Source organism: Mycobacterium sp. NPDC050041, from assembly GCF_049541695.1.
Classification (GTDB): Bacteria; Actinomycetota; Actinomycetes; order Mycobacteriales; family Mycobacteriaceae; genus Mycobacterium.
Genome location: NZ_JBMVDG010000006.1, coordinates 221,711 through 246,079, shown reverse-complemented (window position 1 = coordinate 246,079; position 24,369 = coordinate 221,711). Strand labels below are relative to the sequence as shown.

The window sequence follows — 24,369 nt, the reverse complement described above, 5'->3', positions numbered from 1 at the left end:
CGCTCACCACGGGTACGCGTCGTGGATGAACGCCTTGTCCGTCTCGGACAGGGTGCGGTTGAGGCCCGCGGAGAACCCGTCGGTGGTCCACGCCGCCGGAATCGGGTACATCATGATCGAGCGGTTGTCCACGTCGGTGGCGTCCACCTCCGCCGGGTCGTACTTCTTGAAGATGTTGTGCTCGATGGTCGCTTCGTCCCACTCGTTGGGCGGGCCGGACAGGTCGGCGATCACCGCGGCGCGGTCCCAGTTGATCGACCCGATCGGATTCTGGTGCTCGTGGATCAGGCCGAGCGCATGGCCGAATTCGTGCAGCACCACCCGTAATTCGGAGTCGTCCGAGTCGGGGGTGAGCCAACCGAAGTTCATCGTCGGCTGCGACGGGGGAATGTCCTTGGACATTGTGCCCAGGTAGGACCACGACCCGTCGCCCTGCTTGAACGCCACCCGGACGTCGGCGTCGTCGCCGTCGACGAACTTCAGGTCCAGGTTGGCCATCTGCGGGCCTGTCCACGTCTTGGCCACCTCGGCGACGCGCCGCCGCAGATCCGGATCGCCCTCCAAGAAGGCCACCGTGATCTGCGTGCCGGGCTCCCATCTGAACTCGTTCAGGATGGCGGCCTTCGTCTTGCCCTGGAACTGCCCCGGTATGGGCACCATGCAGAAGTGGCGTGCATTCTCCTCGGCCATGGCGACACCTTTCTCTCGTGTTTCACACCCCGACCCCCGGGGATGTGCTGCGTCGAGTGTCTGCCCGTCGCGTGGGGTAGGTCGTGAGTAGTGCACTACTCGACATCTGTCCGGTGGTGGCTCGCGAGCGTGCGCAAAATGCCGGTACGCCACGGCGTGTCGCGAGCAGACGTGCACGCTCGCGCAACTCGGGTGGGCGAGTTGCGTAGCTCTACTCATCCCCGGACCGCGGGCAACCGGGCATGCTGATGGACATGTCGCTCATCCAGCCCACGGCCGACGCGCTCGCCGGCGACGTCACCAAACCCGGCCGCGACCGCGCAGTCGACGTCGCCCGCCTCGCCGCACTCGTCGTCGTGATGTTCGGGCACTGCGCCCTGCTGCTCGCCACCATCGACAGCGGCGGTGTGCGCATCGGCAATCTGCTGGGCACGCTGCCCGACATCCAGCCGGTCACCTGGGTGGTGCAGGTCATGCCGCTGTTCTTCTTCGCGGGCGGCGCCGCGGGCGCCTACGGCTGGCGTTCCGGCGCAGCGTGGGGCGGCTGGCTGTTCGCCAGGGCTCAACGGCTGTGTCGGCCGGTGTTCTGGTATCTCGCCATGTGGTCGCTCGGACTGCTGGTCGTCCGCGTCACCCTCGGCAGCGAATCGGCAGACCGGCTCGGACGCGAGTCCGTCGCGCTGCTGTGGTTTCTCGGGGTCTACCTCGTCGCGCTCGCCTTCGTCCCGGTGCTGACCCGGCTGAGGTCGGGCCGCTCGGCCGCGGCGCTGGTCGCATCGCTGCTCGTCGCCGCGGCGGCCGTGGACGGGTTCCGGGTGGCGGTCGGCACCCCCGTGGCAGGCGTCGCCAACTTCCTGCTCGTGTGGCTGATCCCGATCGTGCTGGGCGTGGCCTACGCGCGGGGCCTGGTCTGTGTGCGCGCCGCGCTGGCCACCGCCGTGGCCGCCCTCGCCCTCCAGATCGCGCTCGCCGTAGCCGGTGTGTACGAGGTGTCGCTGGTGGTGACCGGCGTCGAGCACATGTCCAACGTGTCGCCGCCGACGCTGCTGCTCGCGCTGCAGTGCACCTGGATGTCCTGTGCGTTCGTCGCCGCGGCCGGCCCCGTCCGGCGGTGGGCCGCCCGCCCCCGGGTGTGGCATGCCGTCGCGGTGGGCAACGGCGGTGCGATGACGCTCTACCTCTGGCACATCCCGGCCATCGCGGTGGCCGCGTTCTGCCTGCACGCCCTCGGTCTGGACGCCTACGACGTGCACGCACCGCACTTCTGGGCACTGCTGGGCCTGCGCGCAGTCGTCTTCACGGTGGTGATGGCCGTGGCCTTCCGATTGCTGTCGCCGCTGGAACACCGGCCCCTGCCGTGGTGGGACGCCGCGGTGCGCCCGGCCGGCGCCCGGTCGACGGCGGCAGGCGTACTGGTGTGCCTCGCGGGCATCGTGCTGGTGCTGCTGGCCAAGAATGGGCTCACCGGCGCCGCCGGCTGGCTCACCCTCGGCGGCTTCCTGGTGGCGGCGGTGGCCGCCCGCTTCACCGCGGGCCGGCCGGTGGTCTAGCCGGCCGGCTGCACCGAGTGATGGACCTCTACCCGGTAGCCCCGCCGCAGCGCCGCGACCGACAACCGTGGCGTCACCACCGCCACCTCGCCGGCGAGCGCTGCGACCGGCACCGGATCGACGTAGCCCGCCGGTGTCCACCGGTGGGCCGCGCCGGTCCAGATCAGCCGGAGATCACGGTCGCCATCTCGGCCGCTCAGGTCGACGAACACCCCGTCGGGCAGTTGGGCGACCGAAGCGGTGCTGCGTGGCGACCGCCGCGAGGCGGCGAGCAGGGCGTCGAGGTCCTTCGCACCGGTGACCGCCCGACCGGCACCCGCACCCGCGGCGTCGAGAAAGGCCCGGTACCGGTCGCGGCGGCACTCTCCGCACGGCCGGTGGCCCGCGGCCAGCGCGACGGCCTCGTCGAGGAAGAAGAGCTCGGTGTAGCTGCCCTGCGTCATCACCCGCCGTTTGCGGTCGCGGAACTCGAGCAGGCAGATCAACCACATTCTGTTGCGCGACCTGCGGACGATGCGGCGGTTCGCGTCGTGCAGGACGCCCCGGTTGCCCATCAGCGTGCCCCTCGCCCCGGTGGCGATGATGTCTCCGTCCGGGGTAACCCGGTTCTGCAGGGGCATCGCCCGACGATAACCGCCGACGGCGACACGCCCCGGCCGCCCGCCGCGACATGTCGGCGGGGTTCGGTAGGGTCTCGGCGTGACTTCGAGCCCCGCCGTCGAATCGGTAAATGCCCGTCTCGCTGAGGAACTCGCCGTGCGGGAAGCCCAGGTGGCGGCCGCCGTCCGCCTGCTCGACGAGGGCGCGACCGTCCCGTTCATCGCCCGGTACCGCAAGGAGGTCACCGGCAGCCTCGACGACACCCAGCTGCGGACCCTCGAGGAGCGGCTCGGGTACCTGCGCGAGCTCGACCAGCGGCGCGCCGCCGTGCTGGCCTCCATCGAGGAGCAGGGCAAGCTCACCGACGACCTGCGGGCGGCACTGCTGGCGGCCGACACCAAGGCGCGGGTGGAGGACATCTACCTGCCCTACAAACCCAAGCGACGCACCAAGGCGCAGATCGCCCGCGAGGCAGGACTCGAACCGCTGGCCGACCGGCTGCTGGCCAACCCCGGGCAGCTGCCGGAGACACTGGCCGCCGACCACCTGGGCGACGGGGTGCCCGACGCGGCGGCCGCCCTCGACGGCGCCCGGCACATCCTCGTCGAACGCGCCGCCGAGGACGCCGAACTGGTCGGCGCGATTCGCGCCAAGTTCTGGGCCGACGGTTCGCTGCGCACCCGGCCCTGGTCGGACGACGCGGCGAAAACACCGGCGGCACAGAAGTTCCGCGATTACTTCGACTTCGCCGAACCGCTGGAGAAGATGCCCTCGCACCGGGTGCTCGCCGTGCTGCGGGGAGAGAAGGAGGAAGCGCTGTCGCTGACCTTCGACGGCGGCGAGGACGACGCCTACCAGGCGATGATCGCCCGCACGCTCGGAGTCGACATGTCCGCGGCGGCCCCCGCGACACCGTGGCTGGCCACCACCGTGAAGGCGGCCTGGCGCACCCGGCTGATGTACTCCGCCTCGGTGGACGCCCGCATCAGACTGCGGCAGCGCGCCGAGGAGGACGCGGCCGCGGTCTTCGCGCGCAACCTCAAGGACCTGCTGCTCACCGCGCCTGCCGGAGCGCGCACCACGCTCGGCCTCGACCCCGGTTTCCGTACCGGTGTGAAAGTCGCGGTGGTGGACGGCACCGGCAAGGTGCTCGACACCTGTGCGATCCATCCGCATCAGCCGCAGAAGCAGTGGGACACCGCCAAGGCCACCCTGGCCGCGCTGGTCGCCCGCCACAAGGTGACCCTGATCGCGATCGGCAACGGCACCGCATCCCGCGAAACCGATGCCCTGGCAACCGAACTCATCGCCGATATCCGCGCTTCCGGCGCCGATGCGCCGGTCAAGGCGATGGTCAGCGAGGCCGGTGCGTCGGTGTACTCGGCGTCGGCGTACGCCGCCCGCGAACTGCCCGCCCTCGACGTGACGCTGCGCGGCGCGGTGTCGATCGCGCGGCGGCTGCAGGATCCGCTGGCCGAGCTGGTCAAGATCGAACCCAAGTCCATCGGGGTGGGGCAGTACCAGCACGACATCACGCCCGGCACGCTCGCCCGCAGCCTCGACGCCGTGGTCGAGGACGCGGTGAACGCGGTGGGCGTCGACCTGAACACGGCGTCGGTGCCGCTGCTCGCGCGAGTCTCCGGGGTCACCGAGTCACTCGCCGAGGCCATCGTCACCCACCGCGAGAAGACCGGTCCGTTCCCGCACCGCAAGGCCCTGCTCGACGTGCCGCGGCTGGGGCCCAAGGCGTTCGAGCAGTGTGCAGGCTTCCTGCGGATCACCGGCGGTGACGACCCGCTCGACGCCTCGGGTGTGCACCCCGAGTCCTATCCGGTGGTGCGCAGAATCCTGGACCGCTCCAAGGTCACGCTCGCCGAGCTGATCGGCGACGCACGCACCCTGCGCTCGCTCTCGCCCGCCGATTTCGCCGACGACCGGTTCGGCGTGCCCACGGTCACCGACATCCTCGCCGAGCTGGAGAAGCCGGGCCGCGACCCCCGGCCCGCCTTCACCACTGCCACCTTCGCCGCGGGTGTGGAGAAGGTGGCCGACCTGAAGCCCGGCATGGTGCTCGAAGGTGTGGTGACCAACGTCGCGGCGTTCGGCGCCTTCGTCGACGTGGGCGTGCACCAGGACGGCCTGGTGCACGTGTCCGCGCTGGCCGACCGCTTCGTGTCCGACCCGCACGAGGTGGTCCGGTCGGGGCAGGTGGTGCGGGTGAAGGTGACCGACGTCGATCTCGACCGCCAGCGCATCGCGCTGACGATGCGGCTGAAGGACGCGCCTGAGCAGGGCCGGGGTGGGCGCGGCCCCCGCGCGAACACCCCGGCGCCGCGCCGTGATGCCGCCAGCCGGAGCGGTCAGGAGCGCCGGAACCCGGGTCGCGGCAAGGATTCCGGCCGCCGGGAACCGGCCCTGCCCGCAGGCTCGATGGCGCAGGCGCTGCGCGACGCGGGCTTCGGCAGGTGACCGCATTCTGAGCACCGCGGCCGGTCGATGGTTCTAGGCTGCCCGTCATGACCATGGACCGAGCCGCTGTCATCGCCGGCAGCATCCGGCTGGCATCCGGCGTGTCGTTCCTCGCCGACCCGCTGCGCGCCAACCGGCTCTGGGGAGAACCCGACGATCCGGGCCCCTCGGCGCGACTTCTGTTGCGCTCCATGGGGTATCGCGACGCCCTGATCGGCGGGCTCCTCCTCGCCGCAGGCCTGCGGGGCCGCGACACCCGGGGCTGGTTCCTCGCCTCAGGCGGCGCCGACGCCGCCGACCTGCTCGGCGGCATGAGTGTGCACAACGACCTCAAGCGGGGGCAGCAGATCATCGGGCTCGGCGGTGCAGTCGTCGGCATCGGGGTGGGGCTGTGGGGGGCCGCGCGTCGAGGCCCCGCGGGCAACCGGCCGGCTGTCACCACCGGCACGGCCGCCCGCGGTCAGCGCGGCCCCGCGGGCGGCTACCCGGTCGCCGACACCTCCTTGGTGCCGTAGACGCGCTCCATCATCGCCGTGTCGGCGTAGACCTCGGCCCGCACGGTCTTCCCGTCGCGCAGCGTGAACACGTCCGCATCGTGGCTCAGCTGACCGTCGGAGGTGACATCGGTGAGCGCGACCACCGTGTCCCCGTCACCGAGCAGGCGATTCACCTTCACCGTGGTCTGCTTCTCCGCCATCCGGCCGAGCAGTTGCCCGAGTTCGGCCTTCCCGTGATAGGTGCCGCTGACCGCGCTGTTGCCCGGCTGGACCCATTCGAGATCGTCGTCGAACAGGCTCATCACCGTGTCGACGTCACCGGCCGCGAAGGCCTCGTAGCCCCTCTTGATCACCTCGATGTTGCGTTCGGTCTCTTCCGACATCTCCCGACTCCCTTCCTGCGAACGCCGGCCGCACCTGGCGCGGCCGGTCTGAGCCGCAATTGGCCGTGGCCGGTCTAGGGAGTCGCAACGTCGGGCTCTCGGATCAGTCAGACCACTCGCCGCCACCCCGAGTATCAGCCCGGCGTACGGGCCGGATGGGGAATCGGCAGTTGTAAGAGCACTTATCTGCGTTGCCGTTTCGGCGTGGCAACGCACGGGAATGGGTAATCGTCGACATCGGGTTCCTACTCAGTGGGCGTGTGCCCGAGGAGGATGTCTCATGATCAAGAAAATCGCCGCCGGCGCCATGCTGGCCGGGCTGCTCACCGCCGGAGCAGTGGTGAATCCGGTCGCCGCAGGAGCGGACCCCCCCGGCTGCCCCGTGCCCTGGGTCGACCCGCCGGGCCCCGGGTGTCTGCCGCCGCCGGGTCATCTCAAGGACGGGCCGTGGCCGTTCCATGGCCCGCCCGGACACTGGCCCGTCAATCCCGGCCAGGTCAACCGCTGGTAGGACTCAGCGACCGGCGGTCCGCAGGGCCGGGGTGGTCGTGGCGATGAAGTCCTCGATCAGGTCGATGACCTGATTCGGTGCCTCGACGTGCGCGAAGTGCCCGACGTCGGGCAAGACCTCGAGGCGGTTGCCCGGCCGCACGGCCTGTGCGTCGTGCGCGTGCTGCACGGGAATGATCTCGTCGCGCTCACCCCAGATGGCCAGCGACGGCAGTTCGGTGCGCAACTGCAGCCGGCTCAGGGCGCTCACTGCCTGTCCGCGGTAGTCGACCACCGAGCGCAGCGTCTTGAGGAAGGCGTCCCTGGTCTGGCGGTCGGCGAAGGACGAGTAGGCGTTCCAGATCTCGGCGCCGCGCGGTGACCGCAGCCCGGCCGAGCTCAGCCAGGACCGCACCTTATTCCCCGCGGCCAGCACCGGGGACGGCGCGATGACGGGCATCACGAGCTCGGCGCCGGGGGCGGACAACAGCCGCAGGATCCAGCCGACGTCCTGCCCCAGGCCGCCACTGCTGATCAGCACCAACCGGTTGCAGTACTCGGGATGCTGATAGAGGAACTGCATGGCGATCCCGCCACCCAGCGAGTGCCCGACGATGGTGACGCTCTCCACGCCCAGTTCGTCGAGGAAATCGCGCAGCCAGACCGCGAACGCGCCGAGGGAGTAGTCGGTGCGGGGCTTGCCGCTCTCTCCATGGCCGAGCATGTCGGGCGCGATGACCCGGTAATGACGCGACAGCCGGGGCATCACCTCGCGCCAGGTCTGCGAGCTGCCCGCCATCCCGTGGATCAGCAGCAGGGTCTCGCCCTCGCCGGCGTCGCGGTAGGCAACCCGCTCGCCGTGCAGTTCCATGAACTCGAGCTCCACCTGGGACCTCCTCGGTCGGTCGCGGCGCCACCCAACCTTACCGGCCGGTAATAAGTTGCGACAGCCCCTGCTCGGTAGGTTGGCCCGGGTGACCGCACGCGACCGGCTCCGCTGGGACGAGCGCTACGCCTCCCGGGCACCGGTACCCGCCGACGAGGTGTCCCCACCCGACGAGTTCACGGCACACGAATCGGCCTTTCCCCACACCGGACGGGCCCTCGACCTGGCCTGCGGGCAGGGCCGGATCGCGGTGTGGCTGGCCCGCCGCGGAATGGACGTCGTGGGCCTCGACGTCTCGGCGGTGGCGATCACCCAGGCCCGCGACCTGGCACTGCGATGCGGCGTCGAGCACCGCACCCGCTTCGACGTCGCCGATCTCGACGACGGGCTGCCGCCCGGCCCGCCCGCCGACGTCATCGTCTGCCACCGCTTCCGCGACCGCCGTCTCGACCGACCGATCCTCGCCCGGCTCGCGTCCGGTGGCCTGCTGGCCGTGACCGCGCTCAGCGAGGTCGGTGCGTCGCCGGGACCGTTCCGCGCGGCTCCCGGCGAGCTGACCGTCGCGTTCGGCGAACTCGAGATCGTCGCCGCCGGCGAAGCCGACGGGCACGCATGGCTGCTGGGCAGGCATACTTCGCCGCTTTGAGGGCAATACCCCCACGGCCGTACGCCGCGAAGGGGAGCACCGATGACAGCCGAAGCGCCGCAGGAGACCGACCAGCCGCCCGCGCTCAAACGCCGGATCACCGGGCCGTTGCTGTTCATGTTCATCCTCGGCGACGTGCTCGGCGCCGGGATCTACGCCCTGATGGGCAAGCTGTCCGGCGAAGTCGGCGGGGTGCTGTGGGCGCCGCTGGTGCTGGCGCTGCTGCTCGCCCTGCTGACCGCCGGTTCCTACGCCGAACTGGTGACGAAGTACCCGAAGGCGGGCGGCGCGGCGGTGTTCGCGGAGCGGGCGTTCAAACAGCCCCTGGTGTCGTTCCTGGTGGGGTTCAGCATGCTCGCGGCGGGCGTGACGAGTGCCGCGGGCCTGGCGCTGGCCTTCTCCGGCGACTATCTGACGACGTTCGTACCGGTGCCCGCGGTGCCCGCCGCTTTGGTCTTCCTCGTGCTGATCGCCTGCCTCAATGCGCGGGGGATCAGCGAATCACTGAAGAGCAACGTCGTGATGACGTGCATCGAGGTGAGCGGTCTGGTGATCGTCGTCGTGACGGTGGCCGTCATGCTCGGCCGCGGCGGTGGCGACGTGTCACGCGTCGGTCAGTTCCCCGAGGGCGCCAATCCGGCGCTGGCCATCCTCGGCGGCGCCATCATCGCCTACTACTCGTTCGTCGGCTTCGAGACGTCGGCCAACGTCGTCGAGGAGATCCGCGACCCGAGCCGGGTGTATCCGCGGGCATTGTTCGGCGCACTGGTGGCGGCGGGCGTCGTCTACGCCCTCGTCGGTGTCGCGAGTGCCATCGCATTGCCGGACAGCGAGTTGGCGCAGTCGTCGGGCCCACTGCTCGCGGTCGTGTCCGCCACCGGCGTGGGTGTTCCGGACTGGCTGTTCAGCGCCATCGCGCTCGTAGCGGTCGCGAACGGCGCACTGCTCACGATGATCATGGCCAGCAGGCTGACCTACGGCATGGCGCAGGAAGGTCTGTTGCCCGGTGCGCTGGCCAAGGTGCTGCCGAACCGGCGCACGCCGTGGGCCGCGATCGTGGCGACAACGCTGGTGGCCATGCTGCTCACGCTGATCGGCGAGCTGCAGACGCTGGCCGAGACCGTGGTGCTGCTGCTGCTCTTCGTCTTCATCTCCACGAACGTCTCGGTTCTGGTATTGCGCCGGGACACCGTGGAACACAACCACTTCCGGGTATGGACCGCGGCGCCCGTGCTCGGTGTGGCGTCGTGCCTGCTGCTCCTGACGCAGCAGAGCGCGCAGGTGTGGCTGTATGCCGGAATCCTGCTCGCCGTCGGCGCCGTCCTGCACCTGCTGGCGGTATGGAGTGCGCGTCGAGCGGCGGAATGACCAGGACACATTTCGATAACAACAGCCGACACGGCGGTCAAATGCCCGGACCTCACCTCCGGAACCCCACACTGAGACGATGCCCGTAGAGGAAACCGCCTGGGACGTTCTGGTCTCACGCGACCTGGAATCCCGCCACTACGAACAACTTCGTGCCGCACTCGCCGACACGATCACCAAACGCCTGCCCTCCCACAAGAAGCTGCGCCGCATCGTGGCGTGGTCGCAGAACGGCGGATGCCTGTTCCGGCCGCAGCAGGGCGTCTGCCGCTACGCCGTGTCCTATGAAGTGGTGATGGCTGTCTGATCTGTGGTGGATGCCTGGGAGCTCTTGGCGCGCGAGCGAATTCGCGACACCCTTGCTCGCTACCACTGGGCCGGTGACGCCGGCCGGATCGACGAGCTGACCCGCACCTTCTGTCCGGACGGCACCCTCGAGGTGCGGGGCGTCGCCACGATGTCCGGTCGCGGCGAGATCGCCGCCTTCCTCGGCGGGGTCACCGCGGCGCACCCCGAACCGCTGCCCGATGTCCGACGTATTGTCCGGCACAACCTCTCCAACACCCGCTTCGTCGAGCTGACACCCGAAAGCGCGCTCGTGTCATCCTATTTCACCGTCATCACCGAGATCGGCCTCGATCACTGCGGACGCTACCGCGACACGCTGGCACCGTGCGACGGTGACTGGCTCATCCGGAGCCGGTTCGTGTCCACCGACTGGCGGGCACCCCACTCGACGATGGCGCCGCCGTCATCGGTCTCCTGACCGGGTGTCGAATGCCCTCCGGATCGGGCATCATGGCGGTGATGCCCACACCACGCCACCTCCTCGCCTCGCTCTGCGCGGCCGTGGTCACGTCGGCCGCCGGTTGCGCCGACGCACACGCCGTCCCGGAACCGGCCGACCTCGGCATCACGGTGTCGAGCGAGGTCCAGCACGACACCTCGGCCTACACCGAAGGCCTCGAGATCGCCCCGTCCGCAGGCGGGTCTGCGCTCTACGAGAGCACCGGCCTGTCGGGACAGTCCGAACTGCGCGAACTCGATCCCGGCACCGGGGCCGTACGCCGCGCCGCACCGCTGCCCGGCGGGTACTTCGGGGAGGGCATCACGGTGGTCGGTGACCGCATCTGGCAGGTCACCTACCGCGACGGGGTGGCGATCGAGTGGGATCGCGCCTCGCTGACGCCGCGCCGGGAAGTGCCGCTCGCGGGCGAGGGATGGGGCCTGTGCCGCGACGGCGACCGGCTGGTGCTCAGCGACGGCAGCGACCGGTTGCGCTTCATCGATCCGCGCGATTTCACCGAGACCGACTCGGTGCAGATCACCCGGCCCGGCGGCGGGCCCGCCACCGGGCTCAACGAGCTCGAATGTGTCGACGGTCAGGTCTGGGCGAACGTCTGGCCCACCGACGAGATCGTCCGCATCGACCTGGCGTCGGCGACCGTCGCCGCGAGCGCCGACGGCTCCGTCCTGCGCGACGGCGAGCCAGCCGCGCAGGTGCTCAACGGCATCGCCCACCTCGGCGGCGGCGAGTTCCTGCTGACCGGGAAGAACTGGCCCACCGGCTACCGGGTGCGGTTCGACCCCGTCGGCTGACCGGCCGCACTGCCGGCTGTGAGTTTCTGTCGCAGAACAGTTTTGGCGACCTTGCCGTTCGAGGTGAGCGGCAGCTCGTCGACCAGCACGACGTGCCGCGGCCGCTTGAACGGCGCCAGCCGCGCCCGGACGTGGGCGATCAGCTCGTCGGCAACCGGCAGGCTGCCGGCGCGCGGCACCACCACCGCGCAGATCGCCTCACCCCAGTAGGCGTCCGGAACGCCCACCACCGCGACGGCGGCGACGTCGGGATGGGTCGACAACACGTCCTCCACCTCGCGCGAGGACACGTTCTCGCCGCCGGTCACGATGACGTCCTTGCGGCGGTCGACCACCGTCAGCCGGCCGGCGTCGTCGATGCGGCCGATGTCGCCGGTGCGCAGCCACCCGTCCGCGGTGGCCGGTGTGGCGTCCGGCCAGTAGCCGGGGGTGACCTGCTCGCCGCGCACCACGATCTCACCGGTTCCGCCGGCAGGCACGGGGCGGCCGTCGTCGTCGACGATCGCGACCTCGACGTCTCGGTGTGGACGGCCCGCGGTGGCCAGCGTCGACGGCGCGGCCGCACCGGCGCGGTGTTCGTCGGGTCCGAGGAACGTGACGTTGCCCGCCGTCTCGGTCATCCCGTAACCCTGGTGGAAGTCCACCCGTAGCACGGCGATGGCCCGGCGCAGCAGGTCGGCGGGGATCGCGGCTGACCCGTAGGCGACCGACCGCAGCGTCGGCAGCGTCGTCCCGGTGCGGTCCAGGTGGTCGAGCAGGCCGTGCAGCATCGTCGGCGCCAGCGAGCAGGACGTCACCCCGTGGGTCTGCACGGCGTCGGCGAACGCCGTCGGCGAGAACTTCGCCAGCAGCACCACACTGGACCCGGCGCCGTGATGGACCAGCATGTTGTAACCGGCGATGTGGCACATCGGGAACGGCAGGAGGTACACCCCCCGAGTCACCGCTCGCCCCGCGATGGTGCCGCGCACGGCGGCCAGCACCGAGCGGTGGGTGTGCAGGACGCCCTTGGGGGTCCCGGTCGACCCGCTGGTGAACAGCAGCCACGCGGGGTCGTCGGGCCGCGCCGGGCTCGGTCCCGCGGCGCCCCCGGCGGTGATCTGCCGCCACTGCGCGGAGTCCAGTTCGACGACGTGGCGGATCGACGGCACCCGCCGGGCGACGTCGCCGAGCGCCGCGAGATGACCACGGTCCGCGACGAGCACCACCGGTGCGGCCGTGGCGAGTTGGCCGATCTGCTCGTGCGCCGACAGCCGCTGGTTGACCAGGGCGAGCACCCGACCGCCGCGCGGGACGCCGTAGTACAGCTGGGCGTAGGCCAGGCCGTTGTCGGCGATCACCGCGACGCGGTCACCCGGCGCGGTCCGGTCGGTGACCCAGCCGGCCACCGCGGCGACCTGCCGGTCCAACTCGGCGAAGGTGGCCGACGCGTCCTCGGCGAGCACCGCTGGCCGCTCGGGCGACACCTCCGCCGTGTCCGCGATGAGGTGATGCAACAGTCGCGCGGTCATCTCGGAACGCCCAGCGCCAGCACCGCTGCGTCGTCCTCCACCCCGGAACCGAACTGCTCCAACAACTCCTGGACCGCGGCGATGAAGTCGGCGGGGGTGGTGGGGGCGTGCGCGGCGGCGAAGCGCAGCAGGGCTCCGTCATCGTTGTAGCGTTCGACGCCCGCGCCGATGCGGGCCTCGGACAGTCCGTCTGTGTACAGCACGAGGGTGTCCCCGGGGCTCAGATGCATTCGCGTCGAGACGAAGCGGGCGCTCACCGTGATGCCTGCGGGCATCCCGCCGACCGACACCGCCTCGTGCACCGCACCGTCGGCGGAGATCAGCACCGCAGGCGGATGACCACCGCCGGCGAGGTGGACGTCGAAGCCGTCACCACGGCGCTCCAGCACGCCGAAGAGCACCGTGCAGAACGGGGTCGTGCCGCCTTCGCGTTCCTGTTTCAGGACGGCGTCGAGATTCTGCAGCACCGCCACCGGATCGCCGTCGATCACCGCCGCCGCCCGCAGGGTGTAGCGGGTCAGGGAGGTGACGCTCGCCGCCTCGGCGCCCTTGCCGCAGACATCGCCGAGGAAGAATGCCCACCGATCCCGACTGAGCGGAAACAGGTCGTAGAAGTCTCCGCTCACCTCCTCGGACGCCGGATGGTAGTACGCGGCGGCGGCCAATCCCGGCGGTGGCATCAACGCAGGCGGCAGCAACGAGCGCTGCAGCGTCCGCGCCAGCTGCTGTGCCCGCACACGCTCCTGCTCGGCACGCCTGCGTTCTGCCAGCAGCTCGCGTTCGTAGCTCCGCCGGTCGTGGGCGTCCTGAACGGCGATGCGCAACAGGCCGAGACCGCCGTCGGCGCCGATCTCGGCGTTGGCGGTGACGAGCATGGGCAGCCGGGTGCCGTCGGCGGCCACCAGGTCGAGGGTGACTCCGGCGAGATGTCCCGCCGCATGCAGCAGGGGAGCGAAGTGCGTCTCGAAGTGGATCCGTCCGCCCGCGGTGAACAGGTCGGTGAACGGGACACCGACCAGGCCGTCGGGCGAGTGGCCGAGCCAGTTGGCCAGGGTGGCGTTGACCGCGATGATCCGCCGGTCCGCCCGGGCGAGCAGGATTCCGCACGGGGCGTTGTCGTACAGGTCCTCGATGTTCCAGTCCGGCTGCCCCGCAGCGGATTCGGGGGACGTCACGTCGCCCGGGCGAAAGCGGCAATCGCCTCGGCGGTGATGTCCGGCGCGCTCAGCTGTGGGCAATGGCCGGTGGTGTCGAGGGTCACCAACTCGCTGCCCGCGATGTGGGCCGTCACGTACGCGCCGACCTCACGCGGTGCGAGGGCGTCCTGTGCGCACTCGATCACCAGCGTCGGAACGCTCACCCGCGACAGGTCGGAGCGGTTGTCGGACAGGAATGTGGTGCGGGCGAACACCTGCGCGACCGACGGGTCGGTGCGGCAGAAGCTGTCGGCCAGCTCGTCGGAGAGGTCGGGGCGGTCCGGCCGCCCGACGATCGTCGGCGCGATCGCGTACGACCAGCCGAGGTAGTTGTCCTCCAGCGACTCGAGCAGTTCATCGATGTCGCTGCGGGCGAAGCCACCCCGGTAGCCGTCGTCGTCGATGTAGCGCGGTGAGGGGGTGAGCAGCACCAGCTTGGCGACCCGGCCCGGATCGGCGCCCACCGCCAGTACGCCCATCATCGCGGCGACCGAATGGCCGACGAACACCGCGTCGCGCAGATCGAGTGCGTCGAGGACCTCGAGAATGTCCTCGGCGTAGGCCTGCAGCGAACCGTAGCGTTGCCGATCCCACGCCGAGGCGTCCGAGGCGCCGCAGCCGACGTGGTCGAACAGCACCACCTGGAACTCCGACGACAGCAGGTCGGTGACCCGCCACCACATGTTCTGGTCGCAGCCGAACCCGTGCGCGAGCACCACCGGTGGTCCGTCGGCATTCCCGACGACCCGCACGTTGTTCCTCGCGCGCACATCCATCGACGTCATTTTTGCATTCGCGGTGCTGCGTTCATCGCGGAACCCGGCCGTTGCCACTCAGCCGGCGTCCAGCGGGATCGTCGCGACCAGGGTCGTGCCCGCACCCGGTGGGCTGCTGATCTGCAACCGTCCGGACACGGCCGCCACCCGGTCGCTGAGCCCGATCAGCCCCGATCCGCCGCCGGTGCTGGCGCCGCCGACCCCGTCGTCGGTGACCGAAAGGCTCAGCCCGTCCTCCCCGGCGCGCAGCCGGACGCTGACCTCCTCGGCGTGCGCGTGTTTGGCGGCGTTGGTCAGCGACTCCGCGACGACGTAGTACGCGGCGACCTTCACCTGCTCGGGGAGCGCACGGTCCGCCGCCGGATCGAGGTCGAGGTCCAGCGCGACCGGCACCGGCGAGCGCCTCGCCAGGGACTTCACCGCCGGGCCGAGACCGCCCCGCGACAGGATCGCCGGGTGGATGCCCCGGGAGAGCTCCTGGAGGTCCCGGTGCAGATCGGTGAGCCCGGTGACCGCCCGGCTGAGCTGGTCACGAATGTCGGGCCGGTCGGGCGGCACCGCGGCCTCCACTGCGCGCAGGTCCATTCCGAGGGCCACGATCCGCTGCTGGGCGCCGTCGTGGAGGTCGCGTTCGATCCCACGGCGGGCCTGATCGGCGGCGGTGATGATGCGCGCCCGGGACGCCCTGAGCTCCGCCCTGTTCTCGGCGTTGTGGATCGCGGTGGCCACCAGGTCGGCGAAATCGCCGACCCGCGCCTCGCATTCGGCCGGCATCGGCTGCGGCCGGCTCGAGCCGACGAGGAGCGCGCCGCGGACCTGCCCGTCGACGATGACGGGAGCGCCGACGCCGGAACGAACCCCCAGGGCACGCATCCGCTCGGCGATCGGGCCGTTCGTCTGGGCGTAGTCGTCGATGCGGGCGGGTTCGGCGGTCCGGCGGATCTGGCTGCTCAAGCTGTCACCGTGCAGTGAGAAGCGTTCACCGGCAGTGAGTTTCGCGGTGTGCCTGCTGTCCTGGGTGGCCAGCACCAGGCAGTGGTCGTCGGCCTCGTACCGCACCAGCGTGACGTGCTGGACCTGCAGGCCCGCCGCGAGTTCGGCCACCGCTGCCGGATAGACCTCGGCCGGATCGGCGCCACGCGCCACCAGCGTCGCCACCCGGCGCAGCGCCGCCTGCTGAGCGGCCAGCGCGCTCACTTCGGCATGGCTGGCCGCCAGCGCCTCGTTGATCGCCCAGCGGTCGCGGGTGGCGGCCAGCAGTCCCTCCAGCGCGGGGATCATCCTTAGCACCCGCTGCTGCGCCGCCTTGGGCAGGCCGGCCGGGACGAGCAGCGTGCCGACCGGCTCGCCGTCGTCCTCCAGCGCGATCGCGATCTGGTCGTCGCCGCCGGCCAGGGTGTCGAGGTCGAGGTGCGCCGCGGGCAGGCCCAGCACCTCGGCCACCCGCCGGCCCGCGCCGTCGAGCGCGTCGCGCAGGTCGCCCGCCCGCAGCGTCGAACGGGCCAGTTCGGCGGAGAGGTCGGCCTCGACGCGGCGCTGCTCGGCCTCGGCGGCCCGCAGTCTCGCCTGCCCGGCGAGCAGATTCGCCAGCAGCGCCAACGGCAGGAAGACGAACAGCGCGGGAGCCACACTGTCGGTGCCCTCCAGGTGGAAGTACATGTAGACCGCGGCGCTCACCACCGAGGTGGCCACCGCGAGGCCGAGTCCCCAGGCGGCCGACACCACGAGCACGCCGAGCAGGAAGACCGCGCCGAACGCGTTCTCCGGGGCCACCCGCTTGAGCTGCAGCACCAGCAGCGCCTCGGCGACGATGAGACCCACCGCCACCAGCACCCCGACCCACAGCGGCGGCGCCGTCGGGCGCACCACCAGCCGCAGCAGGCGGGTGTGCAGCGATTGCCATCGCCCTGTCTGTGCGGCCACCGGCTGATGGTAGTTCGCGCCGGGAGGGGCGGCTCACCTCCGGTGTCGTTCGCCGCCGGACCGGACATCGCCGACGGGAGCATCCGGAGGGCAGGTACGACCCGGGACGATCGAAAACTGTTCCGCTGCAGTGGAACTCGCCACCGACGGTTCACATCCGTTGGGTGAGAATGCATTCAAGGTGGACCTGGCGCGCCACAGCGTCGTCCGGGCGCTGTCACCGGCCGCGCGCGGAATGTCGAAAACCGGCCGCTGATCCGGCCTCGCGCGTATCGTCCGCCCCAGCCAGGACCGGACGAAGGTGGGGGTCAGCGATGACGTTCATTGACATGCGATGGTTACGACGGCTGATCGCCGCCGCGGTGCTTCCCGTGCTGATCGCGGGCACCGCGGGAACGGTCACCGCCGAGGCGTACTCCAGCCCGGACCTGCCCGTCGAGCAACTCGACGTGCCGTCCGCGGCGATGGGCCGGTCGGTCCGCGTCGAATTCCTCAGCGGCGGTCCGGGTTCGCACGCGGTCTACCTCCTCGACAGCATGGAGGCCGGAGACGACCGCAACGGATGGGACATCAACACGGCGGTGTTCGACTGGTATCACGGCTCGGGGCTGTCGATGGTGCTGCCGGTCGGCGGGAAGTCCAGCTTCTACAGCGACTGGTATCAGCCCGCTGTCGGCAACAGCGGCACCCACACCTACAAGTGGGAGACGTTCCTGACCCGGGAGTTACCGGCGTGGCTGGCGGCCAACCGCGATGTCGCGCCGAGCGGCAACGCGGCGGTCGGGCTGTCCATGGGCGGGTCGGCGGCGCTCGTACTCGCCGCCTACCACCCGGAGGTGTTCGTCTACGCCGGTTCGCTGTCGGGTTTCCTCAACCTGTCCGCGCCCGAATGGGCCGGCCAAGTCCGCATCGCGATGATGTGGAACGGCGGATTCAACCCCGACGCGATGTGGGGACCGCCGGGCGACCCGGCGTGGGCCCGCAACGATCCCACGGTCAGCGCCGACCGGCTCGTCGCCAACAACACCCGCGTCTGGATCTACTGCGGCAACGGCACACCGACGGGCGTCGACGCCGCCGGTTCGACGGCGCCGGTCGCCGGGCTGGGGTTCCTCGAAGGATTCGCGATCAAGTCGAACCTCGCCTTCCGCGACCGCTACGTCGCGGCGGGCGGCCGCAACGGGATGTTCGACTTCCCCGACGGCACGCACAGCTGGGCCTACTGGGGCCAGCAACTGCAGGCGATGAAGCCCGACCTGCAGCGGGTGCTGGGCGCCCCGCCGGCGACGTGAGACGCGCCTGCCTCAGGAGGTGCCACCCGCCACCGAGTCGGTCGCCAGCGCCTTGGCCCACCGGTAGTCGGCCTTGCCTGCAGGGGACCGCACCACCTTTTCCGTCCTGATGAACGCCTTCGGGATCTTGTACCGGGCAATGGCTTTCGCGCACACATCGGCCAGTTCGTCGTCGGTGGCCGAGTTGCCGTCGGCGAACTGGACGACGGCGACGACCTCACTGCCCCAGCGTTCCGAGGGCCGCCCCACCACCACGACGTCGTACACGGCGGGGTGCGCGGCGATGGCCCGCTCGACCTCCTCGACGAAGATCTTCTCGCCGCCGGAGTTGATGGTGACCGAGTCACGGCCGAGCAGCTCGATCCGGCCGTCGTCGAGGACATTGGCCCGGTCACCGGGCACCGACCAACGCACGCCGTCGATCGTCGGGAACGTCTTGGCGGTCTTGGCCTCGTCGCCCAGGTAGCCCAGTGGGATGAGGTCCCGCCGGGCGAGCCAGCCCTGGCCCTCACCCGGGCCGAGCACCCGGGTCAGGTCGGCGGACACCACGGCGGTGTCGGCCTGCGGGTCGAACACGGCGGCCTTCGCCTGCGGTGCAGCCGCGGCGCCCGATGCGGTGTAGGCGCTCATCTGGGCGCCGGACTCCGATGACCCCACTGCGTCCATCACCATGACGTGCGGCACGGCGGCCAGGATGCGATCGCGCACCGTGGGAGACAGGGGCGCACCACCGTTGGTCATGGTGACCAGACCCGACAGGTCGTAGTCGCCCCGCTCGATCTCCTCCACGAGGGGGCGGGCGACGGCGTCGCCGACCATCGGGATGCTCAGCACACGTTCACGCTCGGCCACCCGCAACGCGTCCTCGGGCCGCAGTCGGTCGACGTGGTCGGGGATGACGATCTTTCCGCCCATCGTCACGCCGGTGAAGGTGGCCCACTGCGCGGCGCCGTGCATGAACGGCGGGATCATCAGCATCGACATCACCCCGGCCGACGCGGTGGCGCGGTCGGCGAGTTCGGCGTAGGAGGCGAGGAAGGTGTCGCTGCCGAAGGGGCGGCCGCCCATCGACGACATGAAGATGTCGTGCTGGCGCCACAGCACGCCCTTCGGCATGCCGGTGGTGCCGCCGGTGTACAGCACGTAGAGGTCGTCACCCGAGGGTGTGGGCAGTCCGCCCGCGGGAGCGGGTCTCGCCGTGACCGACTCGTAGTCGACGGCACCGGGCAACAGGTCGTTGCCGGAACCGTCGGCCACCTGGATGAGCACCTCGAGGTGCGGCAGCTGGTCGCGGATCGCCGCGACCTGTGGCGCGAACTCGGCGGCGTAGACCAGCGCCGTGGCGCGGGCATCGGTCAGCAGGTAGACCAATTCCTCGCCGACGTAGCGGTAGTTGACGTTGAACGGCGCGACCCGCGCGCGGTAGGCCCCGACCATCGTCTCGATGTACTCGTTGCCGTTGCGCAGGTAGATGCCGAGATGGTCCTGACCGGACTCGTGCCCGCGGAGGTCGGGCCGTTCGACGTGGCAGCCGAGGCCGCGGCCGGCGAGATGATTCGCCACCCCGGTCGCCCGGGACTCGACCTCGCCGTAACTCAGCCGCCGATCGCGCCAGACCAGGAAGGTCTGATCCGGGATCGCCCGCGCGACGGTGGCGAAGACGGTGGACAGGTCGAAGGCGACGGCGCCGCTGGTCATGGGAGGACCATACATCGCGGCATCATCTGTATGGTCGGGCGATCACATCGGGAAGAAGCCCGCGCCCGTCTTCACTCCGGGCTGCCAGCCCCGCGCGCCGAGGCACAGCATCGGCTTGCCGTCGGGCGACTGCGCCGCGGACTGCGGGCTGGGGCACGGCGCGCCGACCTGCTGAACGCCGTACAGCGCATACGAACTGGTCCAGTACCCGCCGCTGCCCGGAGGCTGAGTCTGATTCGGGATGTACTTGCACTGCAGCGGCTCACCGCCGCGACCACGCCCGAATACGTTGCGCTCCCAGTTGAAGCACGGCGCGCTGAGGCGGGCGTCGTAACTCATGCCGGGCACGTCGGTGGAGTAGCGACCCGGGTCGTCGGGATAGTCCGTACCGGGGTCGGCCGCGGCACCCGGCGCCAGAGCGATCACCGCGCCGGCCGCCGCCGCGCTCACGAGAAGTCTGCGAAACATGTCCACCCTCACTCTGACCAGCGCTCGTCCATCGCCCCCGCGCCGCAAAGCCTAACGGCTGCCGCGGCGCCGCCGACACATTTCCCCGTTACTCCGGGGCTTGCTCTTCGGGGCGCTCTTCGGCATTGGCGTCCAAGACGCTGACCGCGATGCCGTAGGGCAGGAACCGCACCCGCCGTGCCGGGTCGGTGTTGTTCTTGTTGGCCCGCAACGCGTCGAGTTCGGTCGGGTACACCTGCTCGATGCGGGCGCCGCCGCCGTCGTCGACGGTGAAGATGGCCCAGACCCCATCGCCTGCCTCACCGGTGGTCTCCGGTTCGGTGCGCGGCCGGGAGAACCGCCCGAGCTCGTCGACCAGGGCACCCCATCCGGCGCGTTCGCCCGAGGTGGCGAAGAACCTGCTGACGCCCTCGAGCGCCTCCCGCGCGACGCGGTCGAGATCGTCGGGGTCGAATCCGAATGGCCCGTTACTCATCGCCGTCCTCCTCCTGGCAGCAGCCTGGACATCCACGGTACCCATCCAGTCCGCCCGCCGCTCCGGACCGGCCGGGTGGTAAACCGCCATATGCCCTTCTCGCGTGCCGACACGCTCGCCGCCGCGCGGCAGTCCCTGCACAAGGCGGCCGCCCACGACCGCGCGGGCTGGCTCGACCTGTTCGCCGCGACCGCCCTGGTCGAAGATCCCGTGGGCTCCCGCCCGCATCGCGGCCGCGACCAATTGGACCGCTTCTACGAGACCTTCATCGCGCCACGGCAGATCACCGCGCACCCGCGCCGCGACATCGTCGCGGGCACCACCGTCGTCCGCGACGCCACCCTCGAGGTCGTGATGAGCCCGTCGGTGACCATGATGATCCCCGCCTACCTGCGGTACGACCTCGATCCGGTGGACCTGCGGATCATCCGCCTGCAGGCGTACTGGGAGCTGCCGGCGATGGTCGGGCAGTTCCTGCGGGCGGGCCCGGGCGCCGTACCGGCCGGGGCGCGGCTGTCGAGTGCCCTGCTGCGCAATCAGGGCGCGCGCGGGACCGTCGGCTTCCTCACCGGTTTCCGCGGCGTGGGCGGGCGGGGGAAGCGCAGCTTCGCCCGGTTCCTCGCCGACGCGCACGCCGGCGACGAGATCGCCGTGCGCCGCCGGTTGCCGGGTCCGGCGCCGACCCGCGACGGTGCGCGAGGGCCGATCCCGCGGGCCGCACTGTCGAACCTGCTGGCAGCCGGCGCATCCGACAAGCTCGTCGTCGCAGGCCGCCACGCGGTCGCATCGGTCGAGCGCGACGGCAGGCACGGCGTGCTGATCGCGAGCCTGGCCGCCCCCCGGTACACGGTGACCGGGCTGCAGTACTTCGCCGACGATGAGGCCGGCGGTTAGCCGACGGCGCACTGGGTAGACCGTCTAGGTGACCAGCCCCAAGGACGAAGACAAGAGCGAGACCGACGTCGACGACGACAACAAGGTCGCGGGTTCCCGCGCCGGCAAAGAGGGCGACGAGGGCGACGGCTCCTACGTGGGCCGGACCTTCAACGACGATGCGCTCGACGACGAGGTGAGCGGCGCCGAAGCGCGCAGCCAACAGGGCGACAGCTGAGTCCGCAGATTGCGGTTCGGCCACGCCGCGTTCACTCGGGGCAGCGGACGTGAGACCGTAGCAACATCATGGCTGCCCACGAGTACATGACCTACGAGGAATTCGGCCGGAAGTTCTACGAGTTCGCGGTCACCGACGAGCGCGTCGGCGGCGCGATCGGCCAGATTGCCGGTGACGCCTTCGAGATCGGTCCGATCGCGCAGGGGCCTGGCAAGATCGCCAAGGTCACCGCCAAGGTGCAGGTCCAGGAACCGAAGGTGACGCGGCACGTCGGCGAGATGATCACGTTCGCCATCAAGATCCCGCTGGAGATCGACATGGTGGTCGACCTGCGCATCGACAAGCCGCGGTTCGTCGTCTACGGCGAGATCGCGTTGCGCGCCTCGGCGCTGGCCGCCGAACCGCTGCTGCTCATCCTCGACGTCAAGAAGCCACGGCCGTCGGACATCACCATCCACGTCACCTCGAAGACGCTGCGCGCAGAGGTGGTCCGCATCATCGGCGGGATCGACGACGAGGTCAAACGGTTCATCGCGGCCCACGTCGCAGGGGAGATCGACAGTCCGGCGTCTCAGCAGGCCCAGGTGATCAACGTCGCCGAGATGATCGACGAGAGCTGGACGGGCATCTGACCCGGCGTCACTTCTCCATCGTGAACTGGTTGACGTCGATGTAGCCGACGCGGAACATGTCCGCACAACCGGTCAGGTATTTCATGTAGCGGTCGTAGACCTCTTCGGACTGGACGGCGATCGCGTCGTCGCGGCGGGCCTGCAACGCGGCGGCCCACAGGTCCAGGGTGCGGGCGTAGTGCGGCTGCAGCGACTGCACCCTCGACACCGTGAACCCCGCCCGCGCGCCGTGCTCCTCCACCATCGAGATCGACGGCAGCCGCCCACCGGGGAAGATCTCGGTGACGATGAACTTGACGAACCGGGCGAACTGGAACGACAGCGGCATGCCGCGCTCGGCCATCTCCTTGGGGTGCAACCCGGTGATGGTGTGCAGGAGCATCACGCCGTCGTCGGGCAGCGCGTCGTACGCCATCGCGAAGTAGTCGTCGTAACGGTCGAAGCCGAAGTGCTCGAACGCGCCGATCGACACGATGCGGTCGACCGGCTGGTCGAACTCCTCCCAGCCCTGCAGGCGAACCTCCCGGCGACGCGGGCTGTCCAACGCCGCGAACAACGTCTCGACGTGCGCCTTCTGATTCTCCGAGAGCGTCAGGCCGATCACGTTGACGTCGTACTTCTCGATCGCACGCAGCATCGTCGAACCCCACCCGCAGCCGACGTCGAGCAGCGTCATGCCGGGCTCCAGGCCGAGCTTGCCGAGTGCGAGATCGATCTTCGCGTACTGCGCCTCCTCGAGCGTCATGTCGTCACGCTCGAAGTAGGCGCAGCTGTAGGTCCGGGTCGGATCGAGGAACAGCCGGAAGAAGTCGTCGGACAGGTCGTAGTGTGCCTGGACGTCCTCGAAGTGCGGGGTCAGGCCGTCTGTCGCAGCGTCGCGGTCCTGAGGTGGCAATGAAGTGATGTCCGGCATCCCGACAGCGTACGATTCCTCCGGTGCAGCGCAGACAACGACCGGGCATTCGGACCCTGACCTTGGCCGCCGCGGTGGTTGTGACGTCGACCGTCCTCGCCGCGCCCGCGCACGCGGAACCCGCTGACGACGCCTTCCTTCGCTCGCTGGCCGACGCCGGCCTGGCGACCGGAAACCCGGCGGACACGGTGGCCCTCGGCCAGCAGGTGTGTCCGATGCTGGCCGATCCCGGCCAGGGCGCCGCCGATGCCACCGCCAAGGTGGCCGACACCGCCGGCATGCCGCTCGGCGCGGCCACCATGTTCACCGGCCTGGCGATCTCGATGTTCTGCCCGGCGATGGTGAGCCGCCTCGGCAACGGCGAGATCCCTCAGCTGCCGCTCGGACTCCTGGGCTTCTAGGCCGGGCCTCGCGCCGGGGCGGGCTGCACCCGCCGGAGTTCCGGCCGCCGGGCGTCGCGGTCGTCGCCGACCGCCCGCCCGCGCAGATGCCACCACAGGTAGGGCATCAGCATGTTGCGGGTCCACAGGGCCTGCGAGGTCAGCCGGGTGCGCCACGACGGCCACGCCCCGCCCGCACCGTTGTGCGCCCAGTCGTGGCTGCTGCCCGGCAGGCCGAGTGCCTCGGCCGCCGCGGCCGCGAACAACCGGTGCCCCTTCGTCGAACCGTGCACCCGGTCGATGCTCCACGTGTCCGGTTCCCGCATCGACGGCGCGCCGAACAGGTCGACGAGGCGGAAGCCGTGCCGCGTGCTGGACTCGCGGATGACGGAGTTGATCCGGCGGACGCGTCCGGCCAGCACACGGCCGACCGGCAGGATCTGTGCGATGTCGGGAAAGGTGGTGGTGACCACCGTGGCACCGGATCGGGCCAGCGCGAGGTACACGTCCTCGAGGTCGCCGAGCGCGCGGTCGAACGCGTTGCCGGGCCTGATCACGTCGTTCATGCCGATGCAGAGGGTGACGAGGTCGGGTCGCATCGCGAGCGCCCGCGGCAGCTGGTCGTCCTTCACGTCGGCGATCCGCCTGCCCCGGATGGCCAGGTTGGCGTACTCGAGTCCGGGTCGCAGCGAGTCGAGCATGATCGCCAGTCGATCCGCGAAACCGGTCAGACCGCCGGCGTCGTCGCCGTCCCACAGTCCTTCTGTCTGACTGTCGCCGAGCGCGACATAGCGGGTGTATCCGGACACGAACCGAG

26 protein-coding genes and 1 pseudogene are annotated in these 24,369 nt (G+C 70.5%); 14 read left to right on the top strand and 13 right to left on the bottom strand.

Annotated elements, in window-relative coordinates:
* Window positions 1-3: 3 nt before the first annotated feature.
* Window positions 4-690: a M12 family metallopeptidase gene (locus ACPCHZ_RS20050; protein WP_364983440.1), complete on the bottom strand. Its 687-nt coding sequence runs from the start codon at window positions 688-690 to the stop codon at window positions 4-6.
* Window positions 691-944: 254 nt separating this feature from the next.
* Here ACPCHZ_RS20050 and ACPCHZ_RS20045 point away from each other — a divergent pair, with 254 nt between their 5' ends.
* A complete protein-coding gene (locus tag ACPCHZ_RS20045) occupies window positions 945-2,240 on the top strand; it encodes an acyltransferase family protein (protein WP_423486326.1) in 1,296 nt (431 codons plus the stop codon).
* Here the strand turns inward: ACPCHZ_RS20045 and ACPCHZ_RS20040 are convergent.
* The gene (locus ACPCHZ_RS20040; RefSeq protein WP_423486325.1) at window positions 2,237-2,860 is read right to left on the bottom strand and encodes a hypothetical protein; all 624 of its coding nucleotides are present in this window, start codon (window positions 2,858-2,860) and stop codon (window positions 2,237-2,239) included. The genes ACPCHZ_RS20045 and ACPCHZ_RS20040 overlap by 4 nt on opposite strands.
* A 79-nt stretch (window positions 2,861-2,939) precedes the next feature.
* On the opposite strand from ACPCHZ_RS20040, the gene ACPCHZ_RS20035 reads away from it, so the two are divergent.
* Both ACPCHZ_RS20035 and ACPCHZ_RS20030 read left to right on the top strand, forming a co-directional pair.
* Window positions 2,940-5,309 (top strand): Tex family protein, encoded by a 2,370-nt coding sequence (locus ACPCHZ_RS20035; RefSeq protein ID WP_423486324.1) that lies wholly within the window; start codon window positions 2,940-2,942, stop codon window positions 5,307-5,309.
* Window positions 5,310-5,356: 47 nt separating this feature from the next.
* Window positions 5,357-5,719: pseudogene (locus ACPCHZ_RS20030) on the top strand (DUF4267 domain-containing protein); the annotation flags it as partial.
* Window positions 5,720-5,790: 71 nt separating this feature from the next.
* Here ACPCHZ_RS20030 and ACPCHZ_RS20025 read toward each other — a convergent pair.
* A complete protein-coding gene (locus ACPCHZ_RS20025) occupies window positions 5,791-6,189 on the bottom strand; it encodes a nuclear transport factor 2 family protein (protein WP_423486323.1) in 399 nt (132 codons plus the stop codon).
* A gap of 280 nt (window positions 6,190-6,469) precedes the next feature.
* On the opposite strand from ACPCHZ_RS20025, the gene ACPCHZ_RS20020 reads away from it, so the two are divergent.
* Window positions 6,470-6,700, top strand: a complete 231-nt coding sequence (locus tag ACPCHZ_RS20020; RefSeq protein ID WP_423486322.1) for a hypothetical protein — start codon at window positions 6,470-6,472, stop codon at window positions 6,698-6,700.
* 3 nt (window positions 6,701-6,703) lie between these two features.
* On the opposite strand, the gene ACPCHZ_RS20015 is transcribed toward ACPCHZ_RS20020, so the two are convergent.
* Window positions 6,704-7,549, bottom strand: coding sequence for an alpha/beta fold hydrolase (locus tag ACPCHZ_RS20015; RefSeq protein ID WP_423486414.1), 846 nt, complete (start codon window positions 7,547-7,549; stop codon window positions 6,704-6,706).
* 103 nt (window positions 7,550-7,652) lie between these two features.
* On the opposite strand from ACPCHZ_RS20015, the gene ACPCHZ_RS20010 reads away from it, so the two are divergent.
* The 5 genes from ACPCHZ_RS20010 (at window position 7,653) to ACPCHZ_RS19990 (ending at window position 11,177) form a co-directional block, all read left to right on the top strand.
* Entirely contained in the window at window positions 7,653-8,210 is a 558-nt protein-coding gene (locus ACPCHZ_RS20010; RefSeq protein ID WP_423486321.1) for a class I SAM-dependent methyltransferase, read from the top strand.
* A 42-nt stretch (window positions 8,211-8,252) separates the two neighbouring features.
* A complete protein-coding gene (locus ACPCHZ_RS20005) occupies window positions 8,253-9,578 on the top strand; it encodes an APC family permease (RefSeq protein ID WP_423486320.1) in 1,326 nt (441 codons plus the stop codon).
* 79 nt (window positions 9,579-9,657) lie between these two features.
* A complete protein-coding gene (locus ACPCHZ_RS20000) occupies window positions 9,658-9,885 on the top strand; it encodes a hypothetical protein (protein WP_264014519.1) in 228 nt (75 codons plus the stop codon).
* Between the two features lie 6 nt (window positions 9,886-9,891).
* Window positions 9,892-10,344: a nuclear transport factor 2 family protein gene (locus ACPCHZ_RS19995; RefSeq protein ID WP_423486319.1), complete on the top strand. Its 453-nt coding sequence runs from the start codon at window positions 9,892-9,894 to the stop codon at window positions 10,342-10,344.
* Between the two features lie 32 nt (window positions 10,345-10,376).
* The gene (locus tag ACPCHZ_RS19990; protein ID WP_423486413.1) at window positions 10,377-11,177 is read left to right on the top strand and encodes a glutaminyl-peptide cyclotransferase; all 801 of its coding nucleotides are present in this window, start codon (window positions 10,377-10,379) and stop codon (window positions 11,175-11,177) included.
* Here the strand turns inward: ACPCHZ_RS19990 and ACPCHZ_RS19985 are convergent.
* From ACPCHZ_RS19985 to ACPCHZ_RS19970, 4 genes are read right to left on the bottom strand one after another with little or no spacing between them, the layout of a single operon-like run.
* A complete protein-coding gene (locus ACPCHZ_RS19985) occupies window positions 11,147-12,688 on the bottom strand; it encodes an AMP-binding protein (RefSeq protein WP_423486318.1) in 1,542 nt (513 codons plus the stop codon). The genes ACPCHZ_RS19990 and ACPCHZ_RS19985 overlap by 31 nt on opposite strands.
* The gene (locus ACPCHZ_RS19980) at window positions 12,685-13,863 is read right to left on the bottom strand and encodes a PP2C family protein-serine/threonine phosphatase (protein ID WP_423486317.1); all 1,179 of its coding nucleotides are present in this window, start codon (window positions 13,861-13,863) and stop codon (window positions 12,685-12,687) included. The genes ACPCHZ_RS19985 and ACPCHZ_RS19980 overlap by 4 nt, the downstream gene beginning before the upstream one ends.
* Window positions 13,860-14,660, bottom strand: coding sequence for an alpha/beta fold hydrolase (locus tag ACPCHZ_RS19975; RefSeq protein WP_423486316.1), 801 nt, complete (start codon window positions 14,658-14,660; stop codon window positions 13,860-13,862). The genes ACPCHZ_RS19980 and ACPCHZ_RS19975 overlap by 4 nt, the downstream gene beginning before the upstream one ends.
* A 57-nt stretch (window positions 14,661-14,717) precedes the next feature.
* Window positions 14,718-16,583: an ATP-binding protein gene (locus tag ACPCHZ_RS19970; RefSeq protein ID WP_423486315.1), complete on the bottom strand. Its 1,866-nt coding sequence runs from the start codon at window positions 16,581-16,583 to the stop codon at window positions 14,718-14,720.
* A gap of 314 nt (window positions 16,584-16,897) precedes the next feature.
* Between ACPCHZ_RS19970 and ACPCHZ_RS19965 the strand changes: the two genes are divergently transcribed.
* Window positions 16,898-17,875: an esterase family protein gene (locus ACPCHZ_RS19965; RefSeq protein WP_423486314.1), complete on the top strand. Its 978-nt coding sequence runs from the start codon at window positions 16,898-16,900 to the stop codon at window positions 17,873-17,875.
* Window positions 17,876-17,887: 12 nt separating this feature from the next.
* Here the strand turns inward: ACPCHZ_RS19965 and ACPCHZ_RS19960 are convergent, their stop codons facing one another.
* From ACPCHZ_RS19960 to ACPCHZ_RS19950, 3 genes are all read right to left on the bottom strand, one after another.
* Window positions 17,888-19,573 carry an acyl-CoA synthetase gene (locus tag ACPCHZ_RS19960; protein WP_423486313.1) on the bottom strand — a complete coding sequence of 562 codons (1,686 nt, stop codon included), beginning with the start codon at window positions 19,571-19,573 and terminating at the stop codon, window positions 17,888-17,890.
* A 42-nt stretch (window positions 19,574-19,615) separates the two neighbouring features.
* Complete coding sequence (locus ACPCHZ_RS19955) at window positions 19,616-20,041, bottom strand: hypothetical protein (protein ID WP_364983492.1); 426 nt, start codon at window positions 20,039-20,041, stop codon at window positions 19,616-19,618.
* An 88-nt stretch (window positions 20,042-20,129) separates the two neighbouring features.
* On the bottom strand, window positions 20,130-20,516 hold the full coding sequence (locus tag ACPCHZ_RS19950) for a hypothetical protein (RefSeq protein ID WP_423486312.1): 387 nt from the start codon (window positions 20,514-20,516) through the stop codon (window positions 20,130-20,132).
* A 90-nt stretch (window positions 20,517-20,606) separates the two neighbouring features.
* On the opposite strand from ACPCHZ_RS19950, the gene ACPCHZ_RS19945 reads away from it, so the two are divergent.
* The 3 genes from ACPCHZ_RS19945 to ACPCHZ_RS19935 all read left to right on the top strand — a co-directional run bounded on the left by ACPCHZ_RS19945 (window position 20,607) and on the right by ACPCHZ_RS19935 (window position 22,259).
* Window positions 20,607-21,410, top strand: a complete 804-nt coding sequence (locus tag ACPCHZ_RS19945; RefSeq protein WP_423486311.1) for a nuclear transport factor 2 family protein — start codon at window positions 20,607-20,609, stop codon at window positions 21,408-21,410.
* 28 nt (window positions 21,411-21,438) lie between these two features.
* On the top strand, window positions 21,439-21,627 hold the full coding sequence (locus ACPCHZ_RS19940; protein ID WP_264014510.1) for a hypothetical protein: 189 nt from the start codon (window positions 21,439-21,441) through the stop codon (window positions 21,625-21,627).
* 68 nt (window positions 21,628-21,695) lie between these two features.
* Entirely contained in the window at window positions 21,696-22,259 is a 564-nt protein-coding gene (locus ACPCHZ_RS19935; RefSeq protein ID WP_423486310.1) for a hypothetical protein, read from the top strand.
* A gap of 7 nt (window positions 22,260-22,266) precedes the next feature.
* Here ACPCHZ_RS19935 and ACPCHZ_RS19930 read toward each other — a convergent pair whose 3' ends face one another.
* On the bottom strand, window positions 22,267-23,172 hold the full coding sequence (locus tag ACPCHZ_RS19930) for a cyclopropane mycolic acid synthase family methyltransferase (RefSeq protein WP_423486309.1): 906 nt from the start codon (window positions 23,170-23,172) through the stop codon (window positions 22,267-22,269).
* Window positions 23,173-23,195: 23 nt separating this feature from the next.
* Here ACPCHZ_RS19930 and ACPCHZ_RS19925 point away from each other — a divergent pair, with 23 nt between their 5' ends.
* Complete coding sequence (locus ACPCHZ_RS19925; protein ID WP_423486308.1) at window positions 23,196-23,573, top strand: DUF732 domain-containing protein; 378 nt, start codon at window positions 23,196-23,198, stop codon at window positions 23,571-23,573.
* On the opposite strand, the gene ACPCHZ_RS19920 is transcribed toward ACPCHZ_RS19925, so the two are convergent.
* Window positions 23,570-24,361: an SGNH/GDSL hydrolase family protein gene (locus tag ACPCHZ_RS19920; RefSeq protein WP_423486307.1), complete on the bottom strand. Its 792-nt coding sequence runs from the start codon at window positions 24,359-24,361 to the stop codon at window positions 23,570-23,572. The genes ACPCHZ_RS19925 and ACPCHZ_RS19920 overlap by 4 nt on opposite strands.
* Window positions 24,362-24,369 lie beyond the last annotated feature (8 nt).